The following is a 26,961-nucleotide window of genomic DNA, read 5'->3' as shown; positions in this document are numbered from 1 at the left end:
GAGGAATTGTACTTTGATTAAAATAATGTTTGTGTGCCATGGGAATGACTCACGAACGCTTTACAAACCGCAATATTCCTTTGTAAATCTCGGCAAATCACGGTCAGTTGAAAAGTACAAGACTACCAAAAGACTACTTTTCAACGGTTTTAAAATCAACTTTTATGCCTTATCGTTAATAGGGTTATAACGGACATTATTATTGCCGAGTTATCGTTAAAAGGGTTGTAACAGAAAGCAATTCCCTATACCTATATATAACAGCAGTTTTTGCTGGGTGTGATTTGCTTTGAATGGACACCCCATAAAATTCTGTGTAAATAATAATCCTTCAAGCAATAACAAAACAGCGGATTGCGGTGTAATCAGGCTTTCTGATTTGCCCCGTGTCAACTTTTCTTTCCTGTCTGCGGAATGTTATGCACGCTTTGCGTGAATAACATTTTGCGGCCAGGAAATTATATTCTCAGTGGCAAATCAAGCGGATATTCTATCCTCAAATATTATCGAAAGCTGGCTTAAAACTACATCCCAGTTTCGACATCTTTGTGTCCAGCGTTCAACAATCTTTTGCGACGCTAAATACAACATTTTGCGAAGGCTGTCATCATTTGTGAATGACGGCTTGTTCTTCGTAATCTGCCTGAACTGACGGTTCAACCCTTCGATAATATTCGTTGTATATATTATCTTCCGAACCTCGGGCGGATATGCGAAGAATGTAGATAGAATATCCCAATTTTCTTTCCAACTTTTCACACAGGAAGGATAAGTTTTGCCCCACTTGTCCTTGAACAAAATCAGGTTGTTCATAGCTTCTTCCTCGCTGATTGCTTGATATACTTTCTTGAGGTCAGCCATCAGCTCTTTGATGTGTTTGTAGCTGACAAACCTTGTGCTTGAGCGTATCTGATGAATGATGCAACGCTGAATTTGTGCGTTCGGAAAAGCCGCTTCAATAGCTTGTCTGAAACCTGTCAGACCGTCAACGCAGAACAGAAATACATCTTTAATTCCACGGGTTTTGAGTTCGTTCAACACATTTAGCCAAAATTTACTGCTCTCATTTTCGCCAATCCATATGCCGAGAATATCTTTCTGACCGTCAAGATTGATGCCCAGAACTACATACGCAGCCTTCGTGATATACTGATGATTTTCCTTGACCTTGTAATGAATTGCATCCATAAACACAAACGGATATACAGCTTCAAAAGGTCGGTTTTGCCATGCAGTCACATCGGGCATAATCTTCTCGCTGATTTTGCTGACAAACTCGGGAGAGATTTCTACATCATACAGATTTTTGATTTGTTCGGAAATATCACGCTGGCTCATTCCGCAGGCATAGAGTGAGAGAATTTTCTCTTCCATACCGTCTGCATTGCGGTTGTATTTGCTGATTATTTTTGGCTCGTATTCGCCGTTTCTGTCCCTCGGAACTTTGATTTCAAGCTCTCCCATCTGCGTTTTTACCGTCTTTTTCGAGTAGCCGTTTCTGTAATTTTTCGACTTTTTGCCATATTCATCATTCGACGTTCTTTCACTTTTCTCGTAGCCGAGCTCATCGGCAAGCTCACATTCCATAACCTCCTGAAGAATGTCCTTGAACATTTTTCATTGCTGTCATAACTTCATCTGTTGAGGTGAATTTTTGACTTCTTACAAATTCTCTCATCATTTCTGCCGGTGCTTTTTCCATTAAAAAACTTCCTTTCAAGCTTTAATTTTTCTATTTCCATTATTGCTTGAAAGGAAGTTCATTATTCACTTTTACACAAACTTTTCGGCGGTCTCCGTTTTTCTTTTTGAACTGCAAACCGTACCGATGCGGGAATCTCACTTTCTTTCGCCGCTTGAAACCATTTTGTCCATCCGACGACTGCTTGTTGGTAATCTGTCAATTCATAAAGTATGCACATTTCCTCTTTCATGGCATAACAAACAGCAAGGTCGTGATGATCTTGCAGAATAGATTGTAATTGCTCGGTTTTACTGTCGGAGAGTTTATCTGAGTTAGTGAGCAATGACCAGCGCAGCTTCTTGAGTTGGCTGTATTCCTGCTTTTCCGCTTTAGCTTCTTGTTTAAGAGATTTCATAGTTTCCTTGTCGGTATCATCCGAGATATCGGCAAGGATTTCTTTTTCTTTGGCTTTATGCCTGCGAGCTTCATCCAGACGAACAGAGCCGAGAACATCTCTGGCAAATTGCGACTGCATATGAAACCGATCATATACAATCCGTGCTTTGGGCAAATGCTTTGTTACAAGCTTGTTGTAAGATGCGTTCATGTCCATCGCTACCGCGATGACTGCTGATAAGGAGTCGGAGGGCACATCTTCAAAGAACTTTTCAAAATCCTTCATCGCTCTGCCCTTTCCAACCCATAAGATATCTCCCTGCTCCAGATCCATCACGCAGGTTGCGTAACTATGTCCTTTATGGATTGCAAATTCATCAACAGCAAGTATTCTCGGCTTGTAGCCTTCCTCTCTTAACATTTTTTCCCTTTTCCAAATCGCCTCGTCCATAATCTCTCGCTGTACTTTGCGAATCGTATCCCAGTGAATACCGATCAATTCCTGTATTGCTTTGATGGACATTTTTTGCTGCAAAAAGCCTTTGATCCAGTTTGCAGCTCGGTATGTTATCCGTGTTCCTGGATATTTGAAAGGTATTTCTTCTGTAAATGTTTCGTGGCAACAGTTGCATTGATATCTATGGATAAAGAAGTTCCATATGTGTGTAGTACCTCTCCATATTGGAATATCTTTGAGTTTGACTTGTCCATTTTCATAAATATATACACTCCCCCCACAATAAGGACAACGGACTGTCTGCGTTGATTTTACGCTTTCCAGAAACAGTACGCTTTTATCTTTATTAGGACTGATTCCTATATGTGTTCTTTTAAATCCTTGACTTTCAAATTCAACTTTGATATCATCTAAATAGAGCATAGGTTTCTCTCCTCCATTGTTTGTCTCTTCAACTACAATTTTGGAGCTTCCTATGCTCTTTTTCAATATTTATTTTTGATTATCCCACATTTTTCCGTGATGAGGGTATTTTTTGTGGTCACTTTTTGAGGTCACCTCATATATCGGTGCTTTTATTATATAATCAATTGTATAGTTGCTTGACCGTTGCAAACACACTCATAAATTCATTCTTCTTTTTCTGCCTTTTCTTGTTCTTCAAGGAAATTAATAAATTCATCTCTTTCAGGATTTGTATATCCTCTATATACAACATCATTAATTTCAGAATGGTTAAACATAAAATTAGATTTATCCCCCATAAATCCTTCAGGATATAACACTCCAATATAATCATAAACCTTTTCCAGTGTATCTACATTAGCAACTTTTATGCCTGTAATCATTAATTTTCTCAAGCCCCCTCTTAAAATCACAACAGTTCCTATTGGTAATAATTCCTTATACATAATTTTTGATTCCTTTCTTAATAATTTCAATTATAAGTTATTTCGTAAAACTATTTTGCAAATAATCCCAACCAGATGATAACCACTTTACAGTTGATATTGCCGGGGCTACTACAGCATCAGCTGAGATAGAACCTATCATGCCTATACCAGCTAAAGCAGATACACCAACTCGTTCTATTACACTATTGCCTTTGTTATCCGCAATTTCTTTCAATCCTTGAGAATGCTTAATGTAAAAACTAGAAATAGGATGATTCACCGCATAATTAGTCATTGGATCCACGGTAATATCCTTTATTCCTTCTGTAATTTGGTCGCTTTTACCCGATAAATCAAACAAAGCATCAGATAAACCAAGCGTTACAGTGCTAACTATAGATGTTAATCCTTTTACGCTAGCAGCCATACCAACATCGCCGATATCATTCATACTTAGACTACCGTCTTGCGTTACTTCATGGTATTTGTTTACACCACCTATAACTGTATCAATTGAAACACCTACAATTGCTAATATAGTACCGGCTTTATCTATTATTTTTCCTCCTTTGACAGTATAATCCCATTGATAGCCCGTAAATGTTCTGGTAAGCTCTTTCGTTCCCCATTTTACTGTTATGGCAGCTTCACCAACATCTAATCCTGAATTTGTGTTTTCTAAAACCTGTACTACTTTTTGATATGTTTCACTGTTTTCATCCATAAACACTTTATATGTATCAATACTTTCCTTTGTAAATCCACATATGTTACCTATCAAAGAAACAATACCCACCTTTCCTTGCCAAACTTTACCTAATCGACCGGATTGATATGAGTTTAATGACTTTTCAAGATATTTATAGTATCCAGTCCAAGCCGAACCACTCACTTGAACAAGTCCCAGAGAACCGGATATTGCGTCTAATGTATCAGTGTAGTTAGTTGTATAAAAAGTGTGCAAGCCAGAAAAATAAGAAAACGCAGTCCCTGCTAAACCAAAATTATTAGAAGCAGTTTTATCATTTTTACCACATAATTTAGCAATAAATTTACTTGAGCTTCCATATATTTTTAGTAAAGCCCCTATAGTTTCATTGTCAGTTAGAATTTCATTTCTATCAAGGGGGATTGATTCGATATTTTCAAGTGTTTTATCGAGCGTGGAACTCATATACTCTGCTCTGAAACAACCGTTTTCCGGGCAAACTACCCGGCTCATTTCATCTATGTACCTCTGCCAGCGTTGCAAAACCTGAGTAACATTAGATAATTTTGTTTGATAAGAACTGTCAACAGACATTACATCACTAAAAATTTTCTCAATAGTATCTTTTGTTGTATTGTTCTTATCAATAACTTTCTTATGATAAATATTAACATTATTAAGATAATTTTTAATATTAAGCTGTCCTATCCACGACTCAAAATCATACCATCTATCTCCTACCCAATCAGTAAAATCTGAAATTTTATCGTTCTCAACTTCTGTAACAAGCCCTAACATCCGAATTTTTGAATTATTAGAAAAATCCCTGTACATTTCATTTCACCGCCTTATTTGCCACCAATCTTTCCGGCCGCATTACTATCACTTGTAATGAAACTGGCTCTAATATTCTGCATAAAAGAAATCGTATTGGAAATCATATCACCAACATGTGTATTCAAGGATTTATAAACACTTGCTATATTCTCAATTTCATTTACTGTTTTCCCACCACCAACCGTTGTTGGTGCAATAGTATTTATACCATCGCAGGCGGACTTAAGTGATTGTAAGTTAGTAATTGCAGCATCAAGTTCAGATATTTTGATATTAATCTCTGACATAATATCACCACCAATCAAAATAAATACTGGTCTGCGTTATCAACGCTTGTAAGAAAATTATTGATTTGTATTTTAGCTACAGATGAAATATCACTAAATTGTTCAGATAACTTTTGTGCATAAGATATATAGACACTTAATGCTTTTGAAACTTCACCGCTAACAATAGCATTGGAATTTATTCCTTTTAGAATAACAACATAGTCAGAAATCAATTTATCCAATTGTTCTCCCTGTATCATAAAGTAGGTTTGCATGCTCTTACAATAATCATCATCAATAATAAGATCATTACTTGCCATATTAATTCCTCCTGTCACCTTGCATACCTTAATTGATTTTGCCAATATGTGATTCTACCTCTACGATAAGATAATTTGCTATTCGTATCGTTAATCTGCCATTGCAGCGAACTTTTTTCATTTCTACAGTTGTTTATGTTATTCTGGTTACTATTAACTTCATTACGCAAACCGTTAACTTCATTTTGCAAATTATTGATTTCGTTTCTTAAACTATTGATTTGACTCCTAAGATTATCAATCTCTCTCTGAATTGCATTTATTTTACTCTGAATTGTACTCATAGCAGATGTTAAACCATTATATGCATTCCTATATTCTCCTCCGTATAACAGATTTCCCATCCCAGAAATATATGACGTAATAAACCTTAGGTTAAATTTTTGTGAAAAGTTTCTGCTAAATATACTTTGTCGCTGAGATTGTCTAATACCAAAATTATTTTGTAAAGCTTGATATTTGCTTTTTAATCTATTTAATTCATTAATCTGGTTTTCAAGTTGTGAAGCTTGCGAATTAATCTGACTAATCTTACCGTTATCATGATTAATCTTACTATTATTGCTATTTATTTTATTATTAGCCGTATTAATCCTACCTTGTGACTGATTAATTCTACTATTCGCTTGATTTATTCTGCTATTAAGGCTATTTAAAGTATTTTGGTACTGTCTAACTAAATTTTCATTGTATCTAATATTATAATTAACTTGAGCTTTTGTGTATGCCATGCGACATCCTCCCAAACAACCGTATTATTTTGGCAACGGCAGATTTTAAGTATATTGTATTATCCGCCGCTGCCTCCATAAAACAGTAATTACTTTCTAAACTGACCAGCAATATTCTGATCGGTTTGCTCAACAATGTTAGCTGTTGACTTGAGTGCTGCAGAAATCTCATCAATAAGATCCTTTGCCTTAACAAAACCAGGGCGCAACTCCGCAAACTTTGCTGCATATGCTCTGCTGGCTTCACCTTCCCATTCAGACTGCAACTGAGTAAGCAATCTATCCATTGCATTAATAATATCCTGAAGGTTACCAGCCTGAGTTGTATACTGGCTTGCTCTTGTTCTCATCATTTCCGGAGTCATTCTAATCTGATTTGCCATTATTTTTCACCTCCTATAATTTGTTCTTGATATATAGTAAAATCGGCAGTTGCCAATCCACTATCTAAACATAGTTAATCGAAATCTGATTTAACTAATTTCAGCTTCACAACCATATTATCTAAAATATAATATGCGTCCCCCATTTCCAACTTTTTCTTATTAATTCTAAACTCTTCATATGGGACGTCAAATGGTTTTAGATTATTTAAATCTTCAAAGAAAATAATATGTTGTTGCTGCTTTACCAGCCTTAATGGTTCAGGTGAGTCAAAAGAAACAGTAGCGTTTATAAAGTTTGAGAAGACAACCGCAACATTCATTCCCTTGAACCTTGTAATTATATCCCTAAATTTTTCCATTATATCCCAGTCATCATTAATTTTCTTAGCTAAATCATTATTCTGTATAATCAAGAGCAACAATTCGTTTGAATCACCGAAAGTTCCTGTTTCAACCATACTGTTGTACCTATTTTCAAGAATTGTATGCCACTTTTTAAGTATTTCTACTACGGTATCACAATCTAATGTGTATGTATCGACAATATCCTTATCTTTCAAATGGCTAAATTTTCTTGAAAAATCATCCAAAATCACAACTTTTGAAGGTGATTTTACCCTATTTTGCTCAAGAGAATCAATCATATAATTAATAAAGTTTTTGTGACCAGTGTTTTCTTTACCACATAATCCCATTATTCCTAATTGTGTAAGATTTAAGTAAAACGGAGATACATCAGCATAGGTCAATCCTATCGGCAAATTATAATCATTTGTTTTTGCACCAAATTCTTTGTGTAGCATATCACATGATAAAATCTGAGGTATACTCAGAATATGTTTAGCTTTTAAATTTTCAAACTTGGCATTAGAATCAGCAATAAATTTATGCATCTCATGCACTCTATCAATTTCCTTTTCCCCCTCAAAAGCCAAATAAGACTGACACTCCAAAACTCGTTTATCAGCTTCAACTATACATCTACCAGGTACTTCATCCGGAAAAATATCCGTACGATTAAATAAATTCACATATTCATTGACATCGTTACAGTTGAAAACAATTTTGTTAGCAAAATAGGTTATATATCTATATCCAATTCCTGAAGTTTGCGAATTTGTAATTATTGTTGTAATTCCAACAGAAATTCCTTCTCTGATAATATTCATCAAACTATCATCATCTTGTAAATATAACTCCAACAATGCTGTAAGATTATCAACCAGTAAATAAATACGAGGTATGTCTTTATATCCTGCTTCTAAGTAAGCGGAAAAGGAACTGACTCCTACTTCAACTAATTTATCTTTCCTAACAGCAATCTCTGTGTTCAAGAGCTTAAATAAGTTTTTTAACTTCTCATCTTCAGACGAGGTAACTACTCCTCCCACATGATTTAAGCTTTCAAAGTTAGTTAATACCATAGAACCAAAATCAATAATATATATATTTACCTCTTTTGGAGTAAAAGTATTAGCAAGTGTTCTAATCATACTTTGAAGTAAATTAGTTTTGCCATATTGAGATGAACCAATAATCAAAGTGTTTTTATTATTTATATCAACAAATGTTGATGCTTGAATTTGATTCTCTGGATCATCATAAACACCTATATCAAGCAAGCCATTAGCTATATCAACTTTTTGAGGATACGATATAATCTTTGGAAGTGGTGGAAGACAAATATTAGATAACTTTTTTATATTGTTGTCTTTACAAAATTCATCTACATACTTTACAATTGCATCTAATTGTGTGGTATTTATTCCTTTCTGCTTTTTCTTCTTTTGCGTATATATTGGTACTTTTCTGCCAGAATCATTGATTTGTCTTATAGTAAACTCTTTAGCATTAGTATTTATTGTTTTTGCTGGAGCACCGCTATAAGCAGACTGTAAAAGCTCAAATATTTCATTATTTCCTACCTGAAAATATGTTCTACCCGGTTCCTTAATTTCAGCGGCTAATGGAGATTTTAAAACTTCATTACTATCGTCTTGATTCTGAACCTTTAAGCACAATTTAAATCTTGAGTTACTCCAAATTTGGTCATCTACTTGTCCATGAGGCTTTTGCGTTGCTAGTATTAAATGAACACCTAAACTTCTTCCTATTCTCGATGCTGAAATCAATTCTTTCATAAAGTCGGGCTGTTCAGCTCTTAACTCAGCAAACTCATCAACAATTAAAACCAAATGAGGAATAGGTATATTTACTTCTCCTGATTTATATTTTTTTATGTATTTATCTATGTGATTAACACCGGCTTCAGAAAACAACCTCTGCCTTTTTTGCAATTCAGCTCTTATTGATTTTAATGAACGGTCAATTTCTTTTCCATCAATATTGGTTATCGCTCCCAATAAATGTGGAAGATTTCTGAATTGATTTACCATACCACCACCCTTAAAATCAATAATTACAAACGCCACTTCATATGGATGGTATAAAGTAGAAATCGATAAAATATATGTTTGTAATAATTCTGATTTACCAGAACCAGTTGTACCGGCAACCAAACCATGCGGGCCATGTGCTTTATCATGCAAATCCAAATATACTAAACCACTTCTTGTAACACCTATAGGAGCAGCCATTGATTGATATACTTTTGATGAATTCCATCTTGACTTCAAATCAATATCAGTCGCATCAAATATATTAAACATTTCAAATATAGAAATATTCTTAGTTAAAGCACCTTCAAGAGAAATTTCTTCTGTATAAACAGGAGCTAATACTTCAACCATTTTTTTCGCTGTTGCATCATCAATAGTCTCATATTCAAAATCAGTTACTTCTTCTTTATTTTCAGCAGAAACAACTCTGCCTTTTGTTGCTGAATCTACAAATATAAAAGAATCGCATCCTAACGGCACATTGCCCTTTGCATCGCTCATAAAAACAAAAGTTATGTTAAGTTCTTTGGCTTTACTAATGAACTTTGATATAGGATGATTCTGAAAGCCGTATTCATCATAAAAAAATACAACTATTCTTTCATAATCTTTCTCATTTTGATGTCCTTTTTCGTTTTCACGAAAAGACATTTCTTTGAAAAGATAATCAAAAATTCTGTTTTTACTATCTTCATCAACAACAATGTTTTTTGCATCAATTACTTCATTTTTTACATGAGGAAGAAATCGTAGCCACTGAATTCTTTCTTTATGGTGTTTTTCAGATATAAAAAATAGTTTTACATCGCTAGGATAATGCCGAATGCAAATATCTATAGCAATATTTTTGAATATTGAATACCTGTTTGATTCTTTACCGATAATTCCTACACAATTACATTTTGTAAAGTCACATACAACAGGCGCATCAGGCAACATTTCATATTTCTGGAACAACTTCTGGGGTATTAACTGTAAATCATCCTCAATTTCTAATTTTTCCTGCTTTTTATATTTTATTTTTCTAATGGCTTTCACACTGCCGATTCCTAATCTAGCATTGAGAAAATCATCATCTTCAGGGACTCTGTCAAAAAGTTCTTCAGAAAAGCAGAAAAGTCTTTGCTGTTCTTTTTTGGTATCAATAAAGAGTTCTTCCAACTGTCTTCTTTCTTGATTTCTTGATTCTATGATTTCCTTATCTTTATTTTCTGAATACTTTGTGTATTTATCGATTCTATCCTGAATCTCTTTTTTGAAGTCTTTTTTATTTTGGACCAAGTTAACTACTGTTGTCAAAATAGCCATACCACCGGTAATAACGCTAAAAACAATCATATTAGAGCCACCCGCTAAAGCCATAAAGCCGGACGACATTAACATTCCCATAGATGGTAACAAACTGGTTAATATGTTATCACGATTTTTCTTCGGTTTGGAGGGTGGATCAAGTATTTCAATCTCATCATCATTTAATACACTCTTTAATCTGGTATTTCTTTGAAATTTGGGATAATTGACAGGAATGGGATTATCGCTAAAAGTTAGGCCGTTCACTGTTATATCTTCCCTAATTTCTGTCCAGATTTTTCTATCTTTGTAATAAAAAACAAAATCTGAAATAGAAAAAAAATCCCCATCTTTTATAGTACATTTTGATATAGTCTTAGTACCATTTAAATAGAATCCGTAGGTTGTATTAATTATGTTAACAGAAAAACCTTTTTTATTTCTCTGAAATTCAAGCAAATCATTATTTACATAATGACCTTTTAAACTAATTTGGCACGAATGGTTAGTACCAATTTTTATATTTGAACAATTTGATACATTTATTATGCGTTCGTAGTTCTTACTTTCATTATCAAAATCTATCAAAAATTCAATATTGAATGCTTCAACATCAGAATCCTGATACTTCACACTCAGAACATCACCGTGCTTCACGGATTTGTTCAACAGTTTTCTGACATCGCCAACATTCAAAAACAAGTTATCAGAACATGTTACAATCCATAAATCACCTTGTTTTGAAAAAGTTAATAAAAACTCCTCAAAAAACAAATCCTTATGTAATCTAACATTGCATTCCAAAGATGTTCCCACTGTGAGTTTTAAGACATTATCTTGAATTTCAATTTCTTTATAAACATTTTGGTTAGACAGTATTATCTTATATCTATTCACCGTTTTATCTCCTACCCATTAAAACTTATCAAACTTCCATCTCTTATTCCGAATTCCTTAAGGCTCTTATCTCCGCGAATTAAGGCTATAGGATGCTCAGAAGATAAATAGCATTTCTTAATATTAGACACATCTATTCCTAATTTAAATGCAGAATTCAACGCAATGACTAAATCATTAGCTGAAATATCCAAAGGTATTTCTAAATCAAACGACTCTTTTCGTTCTGATATTTCGAATACGATAATTGCTTTTTTTGTTTCCATAGTTTTCTCCAAATTTATATCATAAGGAAAGATAATCTTTTAATAGTATCTTCCTCTGATAAATTTTCAAGCGTTTTTGTTTCACAATTCTCTATATGATTAACATATTCGTTTACTGAAAATGAGGATGCATATTCAGGTAAAATAACCGCATTTTCAGAATCTTTACAAAAGTCATTGCAAACGATAATATATTTATCTGAATTTAATCCGGACATATTTACAATTAATTGTTTTAAAGCAAATGCACTGGATTTCGTTTGTTTGGTAACGATTAAAACTTTGTCCGCAATTTCTAATAATCTTGCCTTGTAGTCATCAAATACACTATCTGTATCAATCACAATGCAATCAAATTCATTCGATTTTTTAAATGAAACGGCTATTTTTTCAAATATATCATAATTTAGGTTTAAAGACATAAGCGATGCCTTAAAAGGAGGCACATAACTAAACAATTCTGTTTTCAGATAATTCTTCAATAAATTATACTTCGGTATGTCATCCATACCCAATTTTGCATACACATCATTTGTTGCTATTGGTTCTTTATCGCTAACAAAATAATGAAATGTGTTCAATCTGCAAGCTTCCATATATAGAACAGATCTATAATTTTTTGCCAAACACGCTGAAAGGCCTAACGATAACGTTGTTTTTCCAACACCTCCACTTGCAGAAAACACCAATATTACCTTGGTTTTTCTTGTAATGCTTTTAGTGTTATAACTTAAAGAGGCCTTGCTCTTACTGAAAATAATATTAAGTATTTCTTTTACGCTTGTATACTTATAAAGTAAATTTTGATTCAATGATTTGTCATTGTCATCATTCTCAACAAGCACAAAGATATTATCAATTTTATGTCTGTTTAAAGAGTTATCGTATAGTTCTTCCGAAACTAACAATATATCAATGCTTTTGGGAGAACTCAAAAATTCTTTATAATAGTCCTTATCAGTAATAATTTCCAATTCAACTTGATTGTAATACATTTTAGCCAATCGGGCTTGTAAAGGCATAATGTAATCAAAATCCAAATCAGCTATTACTATTTTGGCTTTTTTATCCATAGTACCTCCTACATAATCTCTACACGAAACTCACTGTTTGCCAACCTGACAATATCCCCATTTTCAACTCTGCACGGCTCATTTGGTGTTATTCTGACTTTATTTACATAAGTACCATTTGCACTTTGTAAATCAGTAATATAATAACTGCCTTTAATGTAATTAACTTTGCAGTGAACTCTGCCTATCATTTTATTAAACGAAATTAATCCATCTACTTGAGATTCTTTTCTACCTATAGTAAATTCATCTCTGTTTACTTTTAATTCAAAAGGTAACGGAGTATTTACAGCCACTAAACGCATTGATTGCTTTACAAGATTTTGCCCGAATTTATTCAAATAAGTATTTCCGGCTTCTTTACCCCCGCCAAAACTGCAAATTAAATTTTCAATTGGTACAGTCTCATCATTCAAGTTTTTTAATAACTTATTAGTTTGAGGAGAATTAAGTGAACTTGACATCTTAATTGCCTTACATATTTCAGTTCTCAATGATCTTTCAAACTGAAACATATCACTATACAAATCGACATTGAGGGGAAGATAGATTAGTCTTACATGATTTGTTAAAGGATCAACATAAATGTGTTCTAAAGAAAGATCTATGTTTTTACAAGATAAGAAACCGTTACTTTTAACAGACATTATGTGGGAAATAAAATCCGAAGTTATTGATATAAAGATATCAGCGTCAATTGACAATATCAGCTTTGATAATTGTATATATTCTTCTGTTATGTAGTATAGCTGTATTCTTCCGTTTAATATCATCTTGCAACATTTTACAAAACAATCATTTTTCTGATTTTGCAGTACTTTATATCCGGTTGAAGAAAACACCGAATTGTCTCTTAATACATACGATATATTGGAATTACAAACAAATTCATCATAAATCATCATTTTTTCGTTTTTTATCATACTCACTTCCGCCTCAAAATTTATTTAGTTTTCACATTCAAATTCAATTTAATAGTGAATTTGAGTCTAAAAACAAATCACATTCTTCACTTGTATTTACGCTTTTTATTTCTTCTGTGATAATTAATTCTTTTTTGTCTGATTGTTTTATCTTCTTGTTTGAATGAACAATTATTACGATCAAACAAACAGCAATTACCATAAAACAAAATGACAAGACAAAAAATATAATTGGCTGTAACATAACAAAATTCATCTTATACTCTTTATACGATTGCTATTGGTGGGCGGCAGCAATACTGCCACCCACTATCGTTACCGTTTGCTATCTGCTTTTCTTCTTTCTGCAGCTGATAAAAATAAGGACAAGTGTTGACCAAGAAGCTATTAATAATAAATACCAAGCATACATCTTTCTGTTATCGCCGGTCTGCAGTGAGGTTGCAGAATTATTAGTAATGTCAATTGTTTTATCATCAATATTTTCTTCATCCTTAGCGCTGTCAGAAATATCTATTGAGTGCGTTTTATCATCCTCATTTTCAAGTTCGGGGGCTTTATCTCCCGATTCAACTTTTAAGAAACTGATATTTCCATCATTTACTGATACCGATAATGTAAATGTTGAACCTGCCTTTGCTGTAATTTCATTACCGGATATAGATAACGAATCGCCCTCAACAATTTTAAATGTCTTTTCCGCACACTTTGTACCATTAGAATCTTTAATAATTAATGTGTGTTCGTCAATTAAAACATTTGAAAATCTTGCAAAACCGTTTTCATCTGTTCTTGATTGCAGAACATTGGAATGAATTTCGGCAATGTAATCAACTAACGCTTTACCGTCTTTATCAATGATACTGCAAACCATATTGACGGTTTTTTCGTCAGTATCTTTTTTCAATTCAGCGAGCTTATCTTCAGCGTTTGTAAGCTTACTGTAATTAGTTACATAGCCTTTTTGGTTAGAGAGGAGAATATTATAAGCGTTTCGAGCCGTTGTAATTGCATTCTCGCTTTCCAATGTTACCGTAGATGGAATAGCGTCTATAAGCTCAATAACCGGTTCCGCTGCCGCTCTGTCTTTTGCGCGAGCCTGTTCTTCGGCTTCTAATGTTTCAATTGCGTTTTCCGCAGCACTTAACTTACTGTAATTTGTTACATACTCTTTTTGTTCCGATGTAAGCTTATCATAAGCACTTCTTGCGGCTGTTACCTTATCTTTACAATCAAGTGTAATACTTGTCGGAATTTCATCAATAAGATTGATTACAGGTTGAGCCGCTGTTCGGTTTTTATTTAAAGTATCTATAGCATTTTCTGCCGCTACCAATTTGTTATAACTGGACTCAGGAACACAATCCTTCTGTGCCGAGGTTAAAGCATCATAAGCATTTCTCGCAGATTCCACGGCACTCTTATCGGAAATTGAAACGCTGTTTGGCAAAGCGTCAATTAATGCAACTACTTTATCAGCCGCTTCTTTATTTGCCTTATCCTTATCTTTATCTGTGTTTGATTGCTTTTTAATATTAAAGTTTTGGGCAGTACGGTTAACCTCATTATCATCGTTACGGAATTCCATCGCTATTGTATTTGTTCCGTCCTTATCAGCTTTATTTTCAAAAGTCTGACTCTTTATGGTAATCTTAGTGCTACCTGATTCCGAGTCATAATCTATGCCTTCCTCTAATTTTTCACCGTTGAGCCACAAATCGACAAACTCACCATAGCTACCATTTGAAACAAACAGCTGATCTTCTTCAATATTTTCCAAAACAAATTCGTGTGAATTTTCAGTTTTAGCACCGATATGTTCCTTAATTGTATAGCCTTCATCTGAAGCGTTATAAACATTGTCATTGGTATTTGAATTAACTCTCAATTTGAATTTTTTGCTTACTGATTCGAATGATTCAGTTTCACCTTCATTAAAGTAATTAACTTTGATTGTGAATTCATAATCTTCGTATTCGGCATTATTATCGGGAACTTGCGGAACACCTGAAATCTCACCTGTTTTCTTATTAAATACCAATCCTTTAGGTAACGCCTGCTCACCTTCAACAATTTCAAATTCTTCTCTTATGTTATCATGAATATTATCTGTTGCAATTATGTATTGATAAGGTACATATTTTACTGCATCACTCAAATTATCGGTTATAATTTCCGGTGTTTTAACTGTACCGTTAAGTGATATAACAACCTCCTGCTCTTTTCCTACTTCACCGGCCTTAATTACTACTGTACCTTTTACTTCGCCGTTACCATCGGGTACCAAACGAATCTTTCCCATATTAGGTAATTCTCCGTATTGAGTAGTTTTAGAGGTGGTTGAAAAAGCAGCTAATGTATCGTTGTTCTTACCGCCAACTGTCCAGTAACCGTCGAGCTTAACATTCTCAGTATTCCGAAGTTCAACACTCAAGTTTGTAAGGGGAGCATTACCAACATTAGCTATCAGAATGTCGTGCTTGTCTCCAAAGTAATCATCAAATATTACTTCTCTTTCTTGCGGTCCTAAAACATAAAGCTCCGGTCCATTATTATTTAATTTCTTATATGTAATCCAATAATTTCTTTTTTGATTTTCATTATCATCAAATACTAATGTATACTGCTGATTTGCCTCGGCAAAATCTCTTGTGTGCGTTTCATCAACTTTGTCGCCGGTATCTTCGGAAACGGCATATAATCTATTTTCATCCGTATAGTTGAATATGGGTTTCATATTGGATAAATCAACATCAGAGTTAGAGTCATCTTTTATAAAAACGGTCTGATAGCCATAACCGTAATATGTATCCATATTGATATTTTTGCCGTTTTCAACAACATATGCATTACCTTTATCTACGCTGTATTCTTTTCCATTGCCATCTATTGCACCCGTTACATTAAACCAAGGATCCTTTTGACCAATTATGGGTTTATCTGTATATGGCTTAAAATAATTTTTATCATACTTTGGAGTGTACTCCATAGCTAAAACAGCCAATCTCCAAACATTGCCGTCCTCAAAAAAGATTGTGAATTGAACTCCGCCATTTTCATAATTATAATTTGCTTTATATCCTCTTGAAGATGATGTCTGATCAACCGGAATTAACTGGTCTTTTATATCTTCGCAATTTGCAGCTTCCTCTAAAGAATCATAACAACCGACAACTGCTTTTTTAACATAACTATTGGCCTGATCTCCGTATGTTACTCCGTGCGCATTAAGAACACAATATAATTCGGAATCTACGGAATAAGCATCCTTAAGCATCAAACAATGTTCATGTATTCCTTTACCCGCAAATGAAGAATCTACATCTTCAAATCCAATGTGATCCACATTAAGTAATACTGCATCTGTAAATTCATTTCCATTTTTAGCATACAAACTTACATCTACATATGTTGTATCTGATACAGCTGCAAAAGTTATGAATGACTGTCCAATAACATTATTATTATTATCTAAGTATACAATAGCAAACCAATTTGTTTCACCGTAATTTATTGCTAATCCGGGATTGCTTTCATCCATTTTGGGATTTAGTATATCATCAGTTATTGAATCAATATTTTCTGTATTTCCGCCACTACTGATATATGCCCAAAAATCATATACTTCTGTTTTGATATTTGGGTGTTCGTCGGCAATAGATGAAATTCCCAAATAGTATTGGTTTCCATTTTCGGGTTCAGAAACAACATATTCATTCACAGCAAAAGGAAATTTTGGTATTTGGGTGTTTACTCCCGAATTCTTCCTTTCCGGAGTCACTAAATATCGATTTCCGGATGCTTCTTGCAAGTATAAATCATAACCAATTTCATCTCTAACAGTGTCGGTAATAAAGACTTTTATAATATACCTAATATTATCATTGTCTAATTGGTTTGAAGAACCTATAATCAATTCGATAGTATAAGCCTTTATATCAGCGTCTATAGATAAATCAATAGTTTCATTTTTCCCAATGTTGTATTGTTTGTATTCTTCTAATCCATCATCATTAGATTTTGTATATTTCCAAACAGTTGTAGCATTGTTGGATACTTCTATCTTGTTTCCCTCTGAATCAACAAGCATATCCAGTACATCATCCAACTTCATTGAGGATAATTCCTCATCAGTTTTTCCATTCAAGACCAAATACGCCTTGACTTCTTCCAACGGCAACATAGAAGCGTGAGCTACAACACCCGTTGAAGTAATTGCCGTTACTATCACCATTACTGTAAGCAAATATGATAGTAATCTTCTAACTTGTTTATTTTAAATCACAAAGTAATTTTTGACTATCTTTTCAAAAGTTCTTATATGCCGGTATAGCCTATTGTTACAGGCTTTTCCGGCATTTTTCGTTATGGAAGATACTCTCAAATCTTCTTATATCCCCGTATGTTTTGGTGTTCAAAAGTAGTATGTGGAGTAGTAAATTCTCCGTTTACTACTATGCAATCAACCGCTTCATTTCTGTTATCGACGTTTCGGAAGTCGTATGCGCGTAATAATTCAGCGTCATATTGATGTTGGAATGTCCCATGATATACTGCAATGCCTTTGGGTTCATTCCTGCATTTGCTAACGTGGTGCAGAATGTGTGGCGTAAGGTGTGCGGTGTCATTACCTTTGGCAATGCTACCTTTTGCGTTTTATTGTATTTCCTTACAAGCCCCCGGAACATACTTTCATAATTGACTGCCACTTTTGGCAAGCCATTCCGGTTAAGGAACAGAAACTTTGTGTAGCCCTCCAAAATAACGGGCTGTACATATTTCCGTTTGTTCAGCACCCGCTGAAATGCTTCCAACACTTTTTCACTCATAGGAATAACCCGGTTGCCGCTTTTCGTCTTAGGCGTTTCCACATAGTAGCCCACATCTGCAATCTTCAAAAGTTGGTGGTCTACATGGATAAGCTGTTTGTCTAAGTCAATGTCAGCTTCCGTCAGTCCGCAGAGTTCCGAAATGCGAAGTCCTGTCCCTAACAGTATGATAATCTCATCATAATATTTCCGATAAACGGTATCACTCTGTACAAAGGACAGGAAAGCTGCTTCCTGCGTAGGGGATAGAGGTTCCTTTGGTTCCGTATCATCTTCAAGGACTGTGTTCAACTGGAAGTCAAACGGATTTTTGCGGATACAATCGTCCTGTATAGCTGTGTAAAAGGCAGCCTTTAAGGAACGCTTGTGGTTGTTGATAGTCTTGAAGCCATAACCTTTTTCTTTCATGCGTAACGCCCATTCCTTTGCGTCGGAGAGCTTCACATTTTCAATCCGGCAGGCTCCCAGCTTATCCTCCTGCAAAATCCGCATGAGCTGTTTTCGCCCCTGTTTTGTCCCATGTCGCACATTTGCCCGGTGGCGTATCTGCTTTGCGTAAAGCTGGCAGACTGTCATTTTCTTTCCGATATGGTCGATACCGTCGTCAAGGTCTTTTTGGATTTCTTTCTCCTTTTCCCTTAACGCTATATCGTCACGCTTTCCTGCCGGGGTTTTGTCCGTAGGCACTAACTTCCAAGAATAAACAAACTGCGGTTTTCCAAAGGTATCTATATATTTGTAGGCATATCTCCCATCTTTTCTCTGGCTCTCTCCGGTGCGGAGAATACGATTTTTATTATCCCGTCTTTTTTCCGACATCGTTATGCTCCTTTCCATAATGGAAAGAGCCTTGATATGCTTGACTACATTGTACCACATTCAAGGCTCGATTTCACTATCAGATTGCGTCCACCGTATCAATCATTTTTTCAAACTGCTTGCGCTTAATCTGAATACGGTTTCCATTCATCATTACCCAGTCCGGGACGGGATTTTCTTCTGCCAGTTTTCGCAGCTTACTTTCTCCGATACGGAAATATTTTGCGGCTTCTTCTATGGTAAGGGTGTATTTTTCCCAAATCGGCACGTCGTTATTGTTCATTTTGTTGTCCCCCTTTCTTAGTGGGTCAAAAGTCAATCAGTGACATAGGCTTTAATCGGACGGCTGTTAGCACAACCTCATGGGACTTGCACCCCTCCGGCGGTCTGCCGAAGCCCTACCCATTGCCTGCGACGCTTCTAACGCTCGGACTATGGCTATAAGGAAGTATCATTATGTATTCTGTGCGTTATCGCCCGCAGGTTGCTACACTTGCTTTGCGGCGCGGTGGTTCTCGCTCGTTTCTTCATAGGAGAAAGGTCATGGCGTACCCGCCGTATGGCTCGGCACAAAAGGAATGTATCCGATTTGCCTTATGCTGCGTCGCCGTTCTATTGCGTCGCTTTCTTTGTCAAAGAGCAAGGGGCGGTCATGCGGTATGGAACGGAAAAGGGGAAGAAGCGCTCCAATATCGCATAGGTTATTCAGCCCGAAAAGTGAGGATAGCCCTCATCAGTCTTGCTTGCAGTCGTTCCCGAATATCCTCGTCAACGCCATAATAGACATTGCCGCGCTCGTCGTAGAGCTTCCGCATGGAAAGACTTGCTATGTAGCCGCTGAAATGCTGCAAGACCATTTTCATAGCGTCCGGGTCGCCTTTGCTCGCCGCCAAAATAACGGGATAGGGAACAAGGGCATTTTCCGGGTAGTCGTTTTGATTACCATTCGTTCCATTCATCAGCGTGTTCCTCCAAATATTTCTTTAACAGTTCAAAAGAGCTTGTCCGTCTGTACTGTATCGTGCTGCGCGACGTATTGAACATCTTTCCGATTTCCACGTCAGTCATGCCCTCGAAATAGTACAGAAGTATAGCGGTTCTCTTTTCCTCCGGCAGGGTGCGAATTGCTTCAAGCAATAGTTTCGGGGTTATTTCTTTTCCTGCCATTTGATAAGTCGGCTCGGCTGTTTCAGCTTGAAAATACTTATCCGTAGTGTAAAGCTGCCGTTCCTCATGCAAGGCAAGGTCACAAAAGGAAACTTCCCGTTTCCTGCGTCGCCGGATTTCATCATGGGCGTTGCAGGCTTCGTTGTGCAGCACCCGTTTACAGAAACTTTGAAAGGCACATTGCTTCTGAAATTCTCTGCGATTAGGTTCCATGTAATCACCTCCTTTCTGCCGAAAGGCGGTAGTACCTCCCCTTTTCGCGTGATAATACAGACGACTTTTTCAAATGCCGGACGAATAGGAAAATTTATTTGAAAAATCTTCTGTAAAATGCAAAATGCGCCCGTCTGCAAAACGCAGATAGACGCATAGGAAATAACAGCGGTATTTAATTGATTTGATAGTTCATACCATTGCCCGGAATACCCCGTTGCAAGATAGAAACTTTTTTTGACAAAAGACTTTCTTTTGTCAAATAGATATAGCTTATTCTATTCAGCATAACGGCAACCTCCTATATGCCGCCATGCTGATTGCAAAGTTAAATGGGGTCGTCGTTGCTAAATTTGTGCAAAAAGAAGCGGCGGCTCTAAAAATCAAGCCACCGCTTCAAAGGCGCGTGAAAGTGTATCTGCTTTGCGACGGCTTTTTTTCTTTTGCCGTCGTCCGGCAGATATTTAGATTTTAAATTTTAGAAAAGACGTGGAATTATAACCATAAATAATATCCCAAGTAGGTAAAGAGCATTTACACCCAATCCAACTTTTACATAAATATCGCGTTGCTGTCTTTTGAAAAATAAGAATAGTGCGTAAAGAAAACTGGCAACAATAAAAACACCGTAACCAATAGCAATAGCTGTTGCATTTGCAGCCGTAGGCTTCCAAACAAATAACATAGTAAGGGGTACAAAAATTGTAACGAGGGATATAATACTTAAAATTTTTTCTTTCATAATGGTTTCCTTTCTATTTATCATTTAAGTTTTAATTTCAGTGAACCTGTAAAATTGTCTGCTTCAATCAGAACATAATTGCTTGCAGACGGAAGTTCAATAGTATCATTATATGAGCTTTCTGTATCACAAAGGATTTTCGGTTCATCAGTTCCCGTTTGTAAAATTAGTTTCAAATTTCCGGTTTGAGCAGCTATATCGCAGGAAATTTCTATTTTATTTCCATTATCTCGTTCAAGAGCTGTTCCCCCGAAAATGATTTCATTACCGGAAAAATTATCATAATCAGCGGTATAACTTCCTACATAGCTATCTATACCAAATTCACGTTTTCCTTGCAAATCTTTATCATCTGTTAAACCCTTATCACCAATAGACTGTAATGCCTGATTATAATTACTTACAATTTCGTCTTTAGAACAGGCAGTTACAGAAACAAGACAACATAACATTAAAAATAAAGGTATCAGCTTTTTCATTTTGCAATCTTCCTTTCTGTCTTTCTTCTTTTTTGAGATAAAGGGGTAGCTAAAGTTTCTTTTTGCGGAATAGAAATTATTATCAATGATAATATAAGCATAGCCAACATCATTAAAACACCTAATAAAATGCTTTGAGAAGATGAATAGGCTCCGGTAGTATCTGTCACAAATCCTTCTCCGTTAAATCCGACTATACTTAATCCGGCAGAGAGCGGATACAAATTTCTGATAATAGGATTTTTGAAGTAGATACTGATATATCCTAATAGAAAAGCTGCAACAGCCCCACCTTTGAAAGAGTTTTGTTTTTTTCCACAGTGTGCGATAAGTGGCATTTCTCCAATAAATGTAAATAATGCCATTCCACAAATTTGTATAGTACCAATTATAATCGTTGATAAAGTCATATTCTCACGACAAGCGATTATTCCGACTATAATAGTGACAAATGAATTACATAACCCTAAAAGTATAGAAAGTAGTCCTATTGTACTTAGCTTCCCAATCATCAGTTTAGGAAAAGCAATAGGAATAACTTGCAGATTTTTTAGTGTATCATCAGTGTATTCCCGGTTAATCATATAGCCACCAATCAAAGCTATAATCATAGGAAAAAACATGGTCATATTATTCCAAATCGTACTATTAAGTAAATCGGGAAATGTATAATTCAAGACATTTTTAGCTTCATCTGTCATAATTTTTTGCATAACGATTGAAATAATAGGGGAACACGCTACACCAAGCATACCAACTAAAATAATACTGTATCTTTTTAACTTTTGAAATTCTGTTGTAATAAAAGCAAGCATATTCACACCTCCTATATTTCACGACGATTATAAATTTTTATAATTGCATAAATTGATACGAGCAGAAAGAGTGCAATAATACAGACGCATATATGAGTGGGGACAAAATAAGGACGCATAGTGTTATAAAATTCAGCCGCGGCTCCGCTCCCCTCGTCGTAAAATTGATAAATCCAACGATTGATTACAGGTATAGGTAAGATTGTTCCTATATTTACTCCTACTGGTGTCAGCATTCCTATATCTGTTACGTGAATTACATAGTTTATAATTGTGTAAAAAAGAGTAATGACAATAGAAATCAAGTCACTTTTATTGAACCATACAACTAATGCCACACAAGGTAAAGCCGCGGCTAAGAGCATTATTCCCAATCCTATACTCAATACAAATTTTTGTGCCATGTTTTCCATAGCAATACCAAGGATTTTTGAACACAACATACTGGCAAAAAAACCTAAAAGCGTATAAGATACTGAAATAATAGCCATTACTCCGATTTTTGCTACAACTATTTTACCTTTACTAACAGGAATTGTTGTAAGGTTCTTTAAAGTGTCGTTATCTGTTTCTGTAAAGAACAGAGAAGTTGCAATAACAACCAATATCGGCAACAAAAGAAGAAAATCGCCATAGTCCACAATGCCAGAAAACAAATTATCATAATTAACTTGTGTTGGAATGTTCCAATATAAAGCAGTCATTACTATCGGAAAAACCAAAGCAACAAGAGTAGCCAAAACAAAAAGAGAACGTCGTTTAAATTTGTAAAACTCGCATTTAATCAGTTTAAGCAATTCCCTCGCCTCCTGTCACACGCTTGAAATAATCCTCAAGGCTTTCTTCACAAGTATGAGCTTCTGATACCTCCAATCCATTTTCTACAAAGGCGGTTACAATTTTCCCTACTGGTAAATCAAGATTGTGTAGACGTAAATTGTGGTCGTCCTGTATAGAAAAATGGTTTTCGTGGAAAGTACGTTCCAAAATTCTTGCTGCCTGTGCGGTATCAGAAAGAGTAAATCGGATATGTTTACTGCTTTTTTGTTCCAGTTCCGCAAGACTTTCTTCTTCCAGTAGTGCGCCATGGTCGATAATTCCAATATCATCTGCTAGCAGAGAAATCTCCGAAAGAATATGACTGGAAATTAAAATTGTTTTTCCTTTTGTATCGCAAAGTTCACGAATAAAGGAGCGCACCTCTGCAATTCCAATCGGGTCAAGCCCATTGATAGGTTCATCTAAAATCAAAAGCTCCGGGTCGTGCATAATGGAAAGTGCAATCGCAAGCCGTTGTTTCATACCAAGAGAATACTGGGAAAATAGTTTCTTGTCTTTATAAGGCAATCCCACCAAATCTAAAGCGTCTTTAATTGCGTGGCTGTTTGGTACGCCCCGTAAGGTTGCAAAGATACGCAAATTTTCCGTAGCAGTCAGATTAGGATAAAAGCCGGGGGACTCAATCAGACTACCGATACGGGGCAACAGTTTCTTTTCATTCCCTTGCAAAGACTTTCCCCATATTTTAACTTCGCCGGAAGTTGGCTTTGTTAATCCGAGCAGCATTTTCATAGTGGTCGTTTTTCCAGCTCCGTTTCTTCCAAGCAGTCCGTAAATTTTCCCTTTCTGCACATGGATATTTAAGTCAGCGACACTCTTTTGTGAGCCGTACTGTTTTGTAAGATTTTTTGTTTCAATGATATAATTTTTGTCCATATTCAAACCTCCTGTTCTGTAAAGTATTCTATCACACCAACCTTGCATTAACCTTGCCGCAACCTTGCATTAACCTTGCAATTTGAAATATTTCTCCCCCAAATAATTAAGGCTCCCGTCATAAGGACGGGAGAACCTTAATTTGCTAAGGGAAAAAGCAAAGTAAATTCCGTTCCTTTTCCCTGTATGCTATTTGCTGTTATTGTGCCGTTCATCTTTTCTACAAGTTGGTGTGTGATAGAAAGCCCAAGACCGCTGCCTTTTTCAGACCGTCCCTTATCGCATTTATAGAGCCGTTCAAAAATATGCTTCAAATCTTCTTTTTCAATCCCTATTCCATTATCTGCTAATCGGATTTGCATATTTTTTTCCTGCTTTGACAGGATTATTTCTATTTTATCCGCATGACTGTGAGAAATTACATTCTGAATAAGATTGTTCAATATCCTCATATAGCCGTCCGTATCAAGTTTTACCCGGAAAGGCTGTTCGGGAATATCAATGTTGTAATCTATCTGCTTATCTTCAAATATGGGTATCCAGTCAATCAAGATATTTCGTGTCAGCTCCGCAGCTTCAACAATATTTATATCCATAGCAAACTCATTAGAATTTAATTTGAACCAGTCAAAAAGAACATCAATATATTCTTTCAAATCGTGGGCTTTACGGCGGGCAGTTTCGATATAGTCGTCCCTGTCTTTTCCTGTAACAATTCCTTTATGTGCAGCGTCAAGATACCCAATAAGCGTTGTAAGCGGTGTCCGAACATCATGGGAAAGACTTGTCATAAGCTGTCGGTTTGTTTCTTCTGTCTGCCGGACAGTAGAAAGCCTGCTCTCATAAGACACAACAATCTCATTTATTTCATAGGCAAGAGGGGCTACCAGTTCGTTTGTTGCAGATAAGATACGTCTATTCCCATTTCCTTTTTTTATATCAATCAGTGCGTCTGTTATCTCGGCTATCTGTTTTTTAACACGTCTGATGACAAAGTAGGAAAGAAAAATAGAAAAAAGTGCAATGATTATGGATAGAAAAATAATTGCTTCCATAGAAAATCAAACCTCCTTGTTAAAACGATAACCGATACCTTTAATCGTTTGAATATATTTTGGACTTCCGGGATTTATCTCTAATTTCTTGCGAAGTCGGCTGATAATTGCCATAATGTTGCTGTCATCATAGAAATATTCCTCTCTCCACACTTCTTCATAAATCTGTTGCTTTGTCAGAATTTTCCCTTGATTTTTTGCGCAGTATAAGAGTAGGTCAAATTCTTTTGGAGGCAATTCAAAAATTCCATTTTCCGTAGTAACAGAACGATTTTCAATATCAATTTTCAATCCGTCAAATTCAAGCTGCTGTGATATTCCGTCCTGTTGATTGAAACGGGTATAACGGCGTATAAGGGAAACGATACGGGCTATCAGTTCGTCCATGTCAAAAGGTTTTGTCAAGTAATCATCAGCTCCTGCCCTTAAACCGCGTACCTTAGAAGCACTGTCATTTTTTGATGTGAACATCAAAATCGGCAGGCTGCTTTCCTTTCTAATTTCTTCCAATGTTTCAAATCCGTCCATACCGGGCATCATAACGTCCAGTATCACAAGTTGATATTCTCTCTCTTTTAATTTTTGTAATCCCTCTTTTCCAGTATTACAAAAATCAGCTTCTATATCTTCTGATAGTACGCTGCGTTTAATCAGCGCACAAAGTTCCTTATCATCATCTATAATCAAAACTTTATTCATGGTATAGCTCCTTTCCTTGTTTTGTTCTACCGTCAATCGGTTTTTCTGCGTCTTGTGGTATCAGCCACATATACCCAAGTTTTGCAACACCCGGTATGCGGTTCTCCCTGCAAAGTATCTGTACACGCCGTTCAGAAATTCCCCATTTCTTTGCTGCTTCGGGGCAAGACATATATTCCATAACAACCCAAGTCCTTTCTGCAAATCATATCAGTATAATTATAGTCGGATACACGAACAATAGCAAGTATATAGATATGAATTATTATGGCTAATTAGTGGAACTGTATAGACATATCCAAGCAGAAAGGGGAACAGTAAAATGTAACTGGGTGAATAAATATGGCAAAAAGACCAGTAGAAAAATATGACTTCAAAGCATTTGGAGAAGCGATAAAAGCTGCGCGGACGGGGCGTAAGGAAAGCCGCAAACAGGTAAGTGATGAAATGTATATTTCCCCTCGTTACCTTGCGAATATTGAAAACAAAGGACAGCACCCCAGTCTGCAAATCTTTTTTGAGCTTATGCTCCGTTACAATATATCCGTAGACCAGTTTCTTTTAGATACGCCCGCCGAAAAAGATACAAAGCGGCGGCAGCTTGACGCTCTCCTTGATGATATGAGCGATAACGGCATACGGATTGTAACGGCAACTGCAAAAGAAATTTCAGAAGTCGAAAAAGAGGACAAATAAATGTGTCCGGTAAAATTGAATATGATTTAGGAAGCGTTGTAATCTTTACTGATTGCAGCGTTTTTCTTTTGCTCTTTTTTGGCATATAGAGCATTGCCTTGTAGTAACCAGTGAGGAAAAAAACTTTCTTAGCAAGCATAGGAAAAGAGTACCCTTTTCCGTATTTTCGCCCTCCCGTCCTGCGGTGCGTCGGTTGAAAAT

The 26,961-nt window shown here is 35.7% G+C and carries 25 protein-coding genes and 1 pseudogene; 1 reads left to right on the top strand and 25 read right to left on the bottom strand.

Features of this window, described 5'->3' with window-relative positions; genetic code table 11:
• Window positions 1–477 precede the first annotated feature (477 nt).
• From WMO31_RS01090 to WMO31_RS00970, 25 genes and pseudogenes are all read right to left on the bottom strand, one after another.
• Window positions 478–1,702, bottom strand: a pseudogene (locus WMO31_RS01090) (IS256 family transposase).
• Window positions 1,703–1,763: 61 nt separating this feature from the next.
• Window positions 1,764–2,960 (bottom strand): ISL3 family transposase, encoded by a 1,197-nt coding sequence (locus WMO31_RS01085; RefSeq protein WP_367999061.1) that lies wholly within the window; start codon window positions 2,958–2,960, stop codon window positions 1,764–1,766.
• A 206-nt stretch (window positions 2,961–3,166) separates the two neighbouring features.
• The gene (locus WMO31_RS01080) at window positions 3,167–3,448 is read right to left on the bottom strand and encodes a DUF4176 domain-containing protein (protein WP_195231076.1); all 282 of its coding nucleotides are present in this window, start codon (window positions 3,446–3,448) and stop codon (window positions 3,167–3,169) included.
• Between the two features lie 37 nt (window positions 3,449–3,485).
• Entirely contained in the window at window positions 3,486–4,973 is a 1,488-nt protein-coding gene (locus tag WMO31_RS01075; protein ID WP_367999060.1) for a hypothetical protein, read from the bottom strand.
• A gap of 14 nt (window positions 4,974–4,987) precedes the next feature.
• Window positions 4,988–5,263: a DUF5344 family protein gene (locus WMO31_RS01070; protein ID WP_195231087.1), complete on the bottom strand. Its 276-nt coding sequence runs from the start codon at window positions 5,261–5,263 to the stop codon at window positions 4,988–4,990.
• 14 nt (window positions 5,264–5,277) lie between these two features.
• A complete protein-coding gene (locus WMO31_RS01065) occupies window positions 5,278–5,565 on the bottom strand; it encodes a hypothetical protein (protein WP_195231089.1) in 288 nt (95 codons plus the stop codon).
• Between the two features lie 14 nt (window positions 5,566–5,579).
• Window positions 5,580–6,296 (bottom strand): coiled-coil domain-containing protein, encoded by a 717-nt coding sequence (locus WMO31_RS01060; protein ID WP_195231091.1) that lies wholly within the window; start codon window positions 6,294–6,296, stop codon window positions 5,580–5,582.
• 89 nt (window positions 6,297–6,385) lie between these two features.
• Complete coding sequence (locus WMO31_RS01055; protein ID WP_195231093.1) at window positions 6,386–6,679, bottom strand: WXG100 family type VII secretion target; 294 nt, start codon at window positions 6,677–6,679, stop codon at window positions 6,386–6,388.
• Between the two features lie 74 nt (window positions 6,680–6,753).
• Window positions 6,754–11,268, bottom strand: a complete 4,515-nt coding sequence (gene essC, locus WMO31_RS01050; protein WP_195231101.1) for a type VII secretion protein EssC — start codon at window positions 11,266–11,268, stop codon at window positions 6,754–6,756.
• A gap of 11 nt (window positions 11,269–11,279) precedes the next feature.
• Window positions 11,280–11,534, bottom strand: a complete 255-nt coding sequence (locus tag WMO31_RS01045) for an EsaB/YukD family protein (protein WP_195231102.1) — start codon at window positions 11,532–11,534, stop codon at window positions 11,280–11,282.
• Between the two features lie 14 nt (window positions 11,535–11,548).
• On the bottom strand, window positions 11,549–12,607 hold the full coding sequence (locus WMO31_RS01040; RefSeq protein ID WP_195231103.1) for an AAA family ATPase: 1,059 nt from the start codon (window positions 12,605–12,607) through the stop codon (window positions 11,549–11,551).
• Between the two features lie 8 nt (window positions 12,608–12,615).
• Window positions 12,616–13,530 (bottom strand): FHA domain-containing protein, encoded by a 915-nt coding sequence (locus tag WMO31_RS01035; protein WP_195231104.1) that lies wholly within the window; start codon window positions 13,528–13,530, stop codon window positions 12,616–12,618.
• Window positions 13,531–13,855: 325 nt separating this feature from the next.
• Complete coding sequence (locus WMO31_RS01030; protein WP_367999059.1) at window positions 13,856–17,776, bottom strand: putative Ig domain-containing protein; 3,921 nt, start codon at window positions 17,774–17,776, stop codon at window positions 13,856–13,858.
• Window positions 17,777–17,984: 208 nt separating this feature from the next.
• A complete protein-coding gene (locus WMO31_RS01025) occupies window positions 17,985–19,178 on the bottom strand; it encodes a site-specific integrase (RefSeq protein WP_144017150.1) in 1,194 nt (397 codons plus the stop codon).
• Window positions 19,179–19,257: 79 nt separating this feature from the next.
• Entirely contained in the window at window positions 19,258–19,461 is a 204-nt protein-coding gene (locus WMO31_RS01020; RefSeq protein WP_009905235.1) for an excisionase, read from the bottom strand.
• A gap of 418 nt (window positions 19,462–19,879) precedes the next feature.
• Window positions 19,880–20,137, bottom strand: coding sequence for a helix-turn-helix domain-containing protein (locus WMO31_RS01015; protein ID WP_009905237.1), 258 nt, complete (start codon window positions 20,135–20,137; stop codon window positions 19,880–19,882).
• Window positions 20,118–20,558, bottom strand: coding sequence for an RNA polymerase sigma factor (locus tag WMO31_RS01010; protein WP_009905239.1), 441 nt, complete (start codon window positions 20,556–20,558; stop codon window positions 20,118–20,120). The genes WMO31_RS01015 and WMO31_RS01010 overlap by 20 nt, the downstream gene beginning before the upstream one ends.
• 478 nt (window positions 20,559–21,036) lie before the next feature.
• Window positions 21,037–21,300: a hypothetical protein gene (locus WMO31_RS01005; RefSeq protein ID WP_144017165.1), complete on the bottom strand. Its 264-nt coding sequence runs from the start codon at window positions 21,298–21,300 to the stop codon at window positions 21,037–21,039.
• Between the two features lie 20 nt (window positions 21,301–21,320).
• A complete protein-coding gene (locus WMO31_RS01000) occupies window positions 21,321–21,779 on the bottom strand; it encodes a hypothetical protein (protein ID WP_144017152.1) in 459 nt (152 codons plus the stop codon).
• Window positions 21,776–22,594 (bottom strand): ABC transporter permease, encoded by an 819-nt coding sequence (locus tag WMO31_RS00995; protein ID WP_144017153.1) that lies wholly within the window; start codon window positions 22,592–22,594, stop codon window positions 21,776–21,778. The genes WMO31_RS01000 and WMO31_RS00995 overlap by 4 nt, the downstream gene beginning before the upstream one ends.
• Window positions 22,595–22,605: 11 nt before the next feature.
• Window positions 22,606–23,391: an ABC transporter permease gene (locus WMO31_RS00990; protein ID WP_144017154.1), complete on the bottom strand. Its 786-nt coding sequence runs from the start codon at window positions 23,389–23,391 to the stop codon at window positions 22,606–22,608.
• Window positions 23,384–24,310, bottom strand: a complete 927-nt coding sequence (locus WMO31_RS00985) for an ABC transporter ATP-binding protein (protein WP_144017155.1) — start codon at window positions 24,308–24,310, stop codon at window positions 23,384–23,386. Before WMO31_RS00985 ends, WMO31_RS00990 begins: the two co-directional genes overlap by 8 nt.
• 137 nt (window positions 24,311–24,447) lie before the next feature.
• On the bottom strand, window positions 24,448–25,365 hold the full coding sequence (locus tag WMO31_RS00980; RefSeq protein ID WP_367999058.1) for a sensor histidine kinase: 918 nt from the start codon (window positions 25,363–25,365) through the stop codon (window positions 24,448–24,450).
• 6 nt (window positions 25,366–25,371) lie between these two features.
• Complete coding sequence (locus WMO31_RS00975) at window positions 25,372–26,064, bottom strand: response regulator transcription factor (protein ID WP_144017157.1); 693 nt, start codon at window positions 26,062–26,064, stop codon at window positions 25,372–25,374.
• A complete protein-coding gene (locus WMO31_RS00970) occupies window positions 26,057–26,245 on the bottom strand; it encodes a helix-turn-helix domain-containing protein (protein ID WP_144017158.1) in 189 nt (62 codons plus the stop codon). The genes WMO31_RS00975 and WMO31_RS00970 overlap by 8 nt, the downstream gene beginning before the upstream one ends.
• Window positions 26,246–26,406: 161 nt before the next feature.
• On the opposite strand from WMO31_RS00970, the gene WMO31_RS00965 reads away from it, so the two are divergent.
• Window positions 26,407–26,760, top strand: a complete 354-nt coding sequence (locus tag WMO31_RS00965) for a helix-turn-helix domain-containing protein (protein WP_144017159.1) — start codon at window positions 26,407–26,409, stop codon at window positions 26,758–26,760.
• The last annotated feature ends 201 nt before the right edge of the window (window positions 26,761–26,961 follow it).

The organism is Ruminococcoides intestinale (assembly GCF_040095935.1).
GTDB lineage: Bacteria > Bacillota > Clostridia > Oscillospirales > Acutalibacteraceae > Ruminococcoides > Ruminococcoides intestinale.
This window is presented reverse-complemented; position numbering and strand designations above follow the sequence as displayed.